This is a genomic window from Kitasatospora sp. NPDC056783, from assembly GCF_042789895.1.
Lineage (GTDB): Bacteria > Actinomycetota > Actinomycetes > Streptomycetales > Streptomycetaceae > Kitasatospora.
Map to the genome: position 1 here is coordinate 1 of NZ_JBHUAF010000568.1, position 3,836 is coordinate 3,836.

Below are 3,836 nucleotides of genomic sequence, written 5' to 3' on the forward strand. Positions count from 1 at the left end.
CCCAGCGCACCGGGGCCGTCGACGTTCCCGGGCCCGGGCGCGGGCGTCGGCCCCCGCTCAGAGGCCGAGCCGGGCGGCCCGGGCGGCGGCCCGGTCCAGCAGCTGGTGGACGTCGCCCTCCCGGGTGGTGGGGCGGTCGTTGAACTCGTCCGGGGAGCGCGCCGGGCGGCCGGTGGCGTGCAGCACCTCCATCAGCTGGACCCGGGCGGTGCGGACGGTGGCGGGGGTTCCGTAGCCGTGCGCCAGGACGGCGGCCTGCGCGCCGAGCAGGCAGACCCGGCCCGCCTCGTCCCACATCGCGCCCTGGAGCCAGCCGTGCGCCCCGATGTAGCGGGAGGCGAGCCGCAGGTGGTCGGCCGCGCCGACGGGGACGGGGCGGGCGGGCCGGTTCAGCGCCCGGTCGAGCAGGGTGGCCCGGGGTTCGGGGTGACCGGCGTGCCAGGGCCGAGGGGTGCTGCCGTACGGGCAGATATACGGCACCGGGGTGCGCGCGGGGGCGGGCAGCGAGGCGAGGTAGGCCTCGATCTCGGCGACCAGGCCACCGGCGGCGACCGGGCCGAACAGCGCCGGACCGGGGGCGAGCGGGGCGATCAGGGCGGGCGGGGTCGGGGCAGCGGTGCGGGGCATGCGGGCTCTCCGGGCGGACGACTGTCGGGTTCCGCTGCCCAAAATGGGGCATTAGCGGCATTTCCGCGACCGGAGAAGCGAGTGGTCCGGGTGGTTTCCCGGCGGGCTGCCGGGCCGATAGCCTCGGCGGCGTTCGAGCGCAGTTCGAGCGCTACCCCCGGCGCCGCGCTCCCGAGGTGGAGGAGTCCGGTGCATCCGCAGGAGCGACTGGCCGTCATACAGCGCTGCGTGGTCCGGGAGATGGCACGGCTGGGCCAGGTGTTCCACCCGGACGGCGAGGTGGTCCGCGGCCCCGGCACCACGGCGGTGGCCGTGCGCGAGCACCCCGGGGACGAGGGCGCCGGGCACGTGGACCTCGGCTTCGTGCTGCACCTGGGCCGGGCGGACGCCCCGGTGGTGTGGGACTGCGCGGCCGGCCTCGGCAAGACCGAGGAGGAGAAGCTCGCCAACGCGGTGAAGATGTGGGCGACCACGACCGCCTCGGTGCTGGTCGAGTCGGCGGAGCGACGCGGGGTGCACGCCGACCACGCGGACCTGCCCGAGCTCCCGGGCTGGCACGCGGTGCAGGGGCCGGCCGCGGTGTTCGGCTTCGGCAACGAGCACCTGGCGGGCTGGCTGGCCGAGCACCGGGTGCTGCCGGCGCTGGCACCCGCGCTGCGCGCGGAGCTGACCGGGCCCGGGCCGGTGGGCGTCAAGCTCTTCCTGGGCGGGAAGGCCGGGGACGACGTCGCCGAGGTCCGGGTGGGCGGCGAGGTGTCCGAGGCGGCGTCCGCGGCGCTGCGCGCGCTGGACTGGCCGCGGGGTGAACGGCTGTGCTGGGCCCGGCTGTTCGTCCTGCTGACGGCCGAACCGGCGGCCTCGGGGCAACGCGCGTCGGCGGGTGCCGAGGCACCCGCACCGATGCGTCTCCCGGCCCCGGCGGCGGCCCGCCCCCGGGGACTGTTCGCTCGCTGGCGGGAGGCCAGACGGGCCGGCCGGTGACCCCTGGGCGGGGGTGCGGGCGGCCCGGCCGGGTCAGCCTCCGGTGATGCCGGAGATGCTGTGCGCCAGGTTGGCCAGCAGGGAGTTGATCGAGGTCGCGACCGTGGTCTCGTGCAGCATGAAGCCGAACAGGGCGGCGACGATCGCGTGCGGGATCTTCATCTGCTTGTTGCGGATGAAGATGATGCACAGGATCGCGAACAGGACCAGTGCGGAGACGGAGAGTGCCACCCGGACTCACTTCCTCGTTTTCATAGCGGGGTGCCACCGCCCGGCGGCACCTGCGAAAGCCGGACCCCGGCCTGTCCGACGGTCCCGAGGCGGAATCGCGGACCGTCCGGCGCACCGCCGGCCGGGGAGCCCACGGTCGACCGCTGTCCTTCGTGCCGCACGTGACACCCCCCATCCCCCGAATCCTGAACAGTCCCGCCCGGACTCAGTGTGGTCGACCGTGCTGGTTGCGTAAAGGTCTGAAAGTCAGCCCAACGCCATATCCTGCGATGCGAGACGACTTTCCGCCGACCGGGACGATAGCGGAGCCGTCCTGACGAATCGTCGGCGGGGCCGGGCTGAGCGGCCGGGAAACGGCCGGGGACGGGTAACGGAAGCCGCAGGTCCGGTCCACCGACGGGGCGTCCGATTTGGCTGAAGATCAGCTACCAGGCTTGACAGCGGTGCTGCCGGTGGCACGTGCCGGGAAAGCGGGCCGACCGGCCGTCAGTCGCGCCAGAGCAGCAGCAGGGCACGGTCGTCGTTGATGTCCCGGGCGACCGTCTCGATCAGGGCGGCCGCGGCTCCCACGCCGGTGCCGGGTCCGCCACCGGGTACCACCCGGTCCGCCTCCCCCATCAGCCGGTCCATGCCCTCGCCGAGGTCCCGGCCCGGCGCCTCGACCATGCCGTCGGTGCAGAGCATCAGGACGTCACCCCGGTTCAGCCGGCCGCGCACGCCCTCGAACTTCGCGCCGTCGTAGATCCCGAGCAACGGGCCGTCGGCCTGCTTGACCTCCCAGCGCCCCTCCCCCGCCAGGCGCTGCATGCCCGGCAGGTGCCCGGCGGAGAGCAGCTCGTACTCGCCGGTGTCCAGGTCCAGCACCAGGTGGACGGCGGTGGCGAAGCCCTCCTCCCAGGACTGGCGCAGCAGGTAGCCGTTGGCGGCGGGCAGGAAGTCGTGCGCGGGCAGCGAGCCGACCAGGCCGCCGAAGGCGCCGGAGAGCAGCAGGGCGCGCGAGCCGGCGTCCATGCCCTTGCCGGAGACGTCGGCGAGGACCACCTCCAGCAGCCGCTGGCCGGGACCGGTGCGGGCGGCGACCACGAAGTCCCCGGAGAAGGACTGACCGCCGGCCGGGCGCAGCGCCATGTCCGCGTGCCAGCCGTCCGGCAGTTCGGGCACCCGGCTCTGCACCCGCAGCCGCTCGCGGAGGTCGAACAGCATGGTGGAGCCGCCCCACCAGGGCACGCCGACCCGGGCCCGGAACTGGGCGAGCAGCAGGCCGCCCACACCGGCGGCGCCGACCACCAGGGCCGCGCCCGGGGTCACGCCGTAGAGGTAGGCCTCGGGGTTGTCGCTGGCGACCCGCTGGCCGGTGTGGATCACGGACTCGGAGGAGAGGCCGAGCGCGGCCAGGGCGTAGAGCACCACCAGGCTGCCGGGGCGCAGCAGCAGGGCGCCGGCGATGATCGGCAGGACCAGGGAGGTGGGCGGGGCCCAGTCGGGCATCCAGATGTTGAGCAGGATCAGCAGCGGGACGAGCAGGGCGAGCGCGCAGAGCACCGGCCAGTCGGCGGCGCCGCCGCGGAAGTAGTCGACCCCGGCCGTGCGCAGCCTTCGGCGGACCCGGCGGACCCTCTTGCGCAACCGGGCCGTCACGGACTCGGACGCCGGGGCGGCGCCGGGCCTCGTCGCAGTCGTCTGGGGCTTGGTGCCCGGCGCTCTGCCAGCCATGGGGTCCGACCCTATCCACGGGCACCGCCCGGCGTCGACGGGCCGGGGGCGGGCGCGGACGCCGGAGCGCGGGGCGCCAGGTGGGTTTCGGCCGATCGGGACGGGGGTGGGCGGGCCGCCGGGGCCGTGTGGGGGTTGGGCGCACGAACCAGGCGGGTGGTGCGCACGCCCGGCGCGCGAGGGGTGTCCGCGCGCCGGGTCCTGTGGCCGATCCCACAGGCGTCGCGGGGCCGCCGCGGCCGTCCCGAGGGCGGCGAAGACGGCGGCGGCCGGTCGCACGGGAG

4 protein-coding genes are annotated in these 3,836 nt (G+C 75.5%); 1 reads left to right on the forward strand and 3 read right to left on the reverse strand.

The genetic code is table 11. The features are described 5' to 3' along the window. Positions 1-57: 57 nt before the first annotated feature. A complete protein-coding gene (locus ACFRMQ_RS39165) occupies positions 58-627 on the reverse strand; it encodes a hypothetical protein (protein WP_380735665.1) in 570 nt (189 codons plus the stop codon). Positions 628-816: 189 nt separating this feature from the next. Between ACFRMQ_RS39165 and ACFRMQ_RS39170 the strand changes: the two genes are divergently transcribed. After that, complete coding sequence (locus tag ACFRMQ_RS39170; protein WP_380735666.1) at positions 817-1,608, forward strand: DUF6348 family protein; 792 nt, start codon at positions 817-819, stop codon at positions 1,606-1,608. A gap of 33 nt (positions 1,609-1,641) precedes the next feature. Here the strand turns inward: ACFRMQ_RS39170 and ACFRMQ_RS39175 are convergent, their stop codons facing one another. Together ACFRMQ_RS39175 and ACFRMQ_RS39180 are read right to left on the reverse strand one after the other, a co-directional pair. After that, complete coding sequence (locus tag ACFRMQ_RS39175) at positions 1,642-1,839, reverse strand: hypothetical protein (RefSeq protein ID WP_049648957.1); 198 nt, start codon at positions 1,837-1,839, stop codon at positions 1,642-1,644. A 486-nt stretch (positions 1,840-2,325) separates the two neighbouring features. Then, the gene (locus ACFRMQ_RS39180; RefSeq protein WP_380735667.1) at positions 2,326-3,552 is read right to left on the reverse strand and encodes a PP2C family protein-serine/threonine phosphatase; all 1,227 of its coding nucleotides are present in this window, start codon (positions 3,550-3,552) and stop codon (positions 2,326-2,328) included. Positions 3,553-3,836 lie beyond the last annotated feature (284 nt).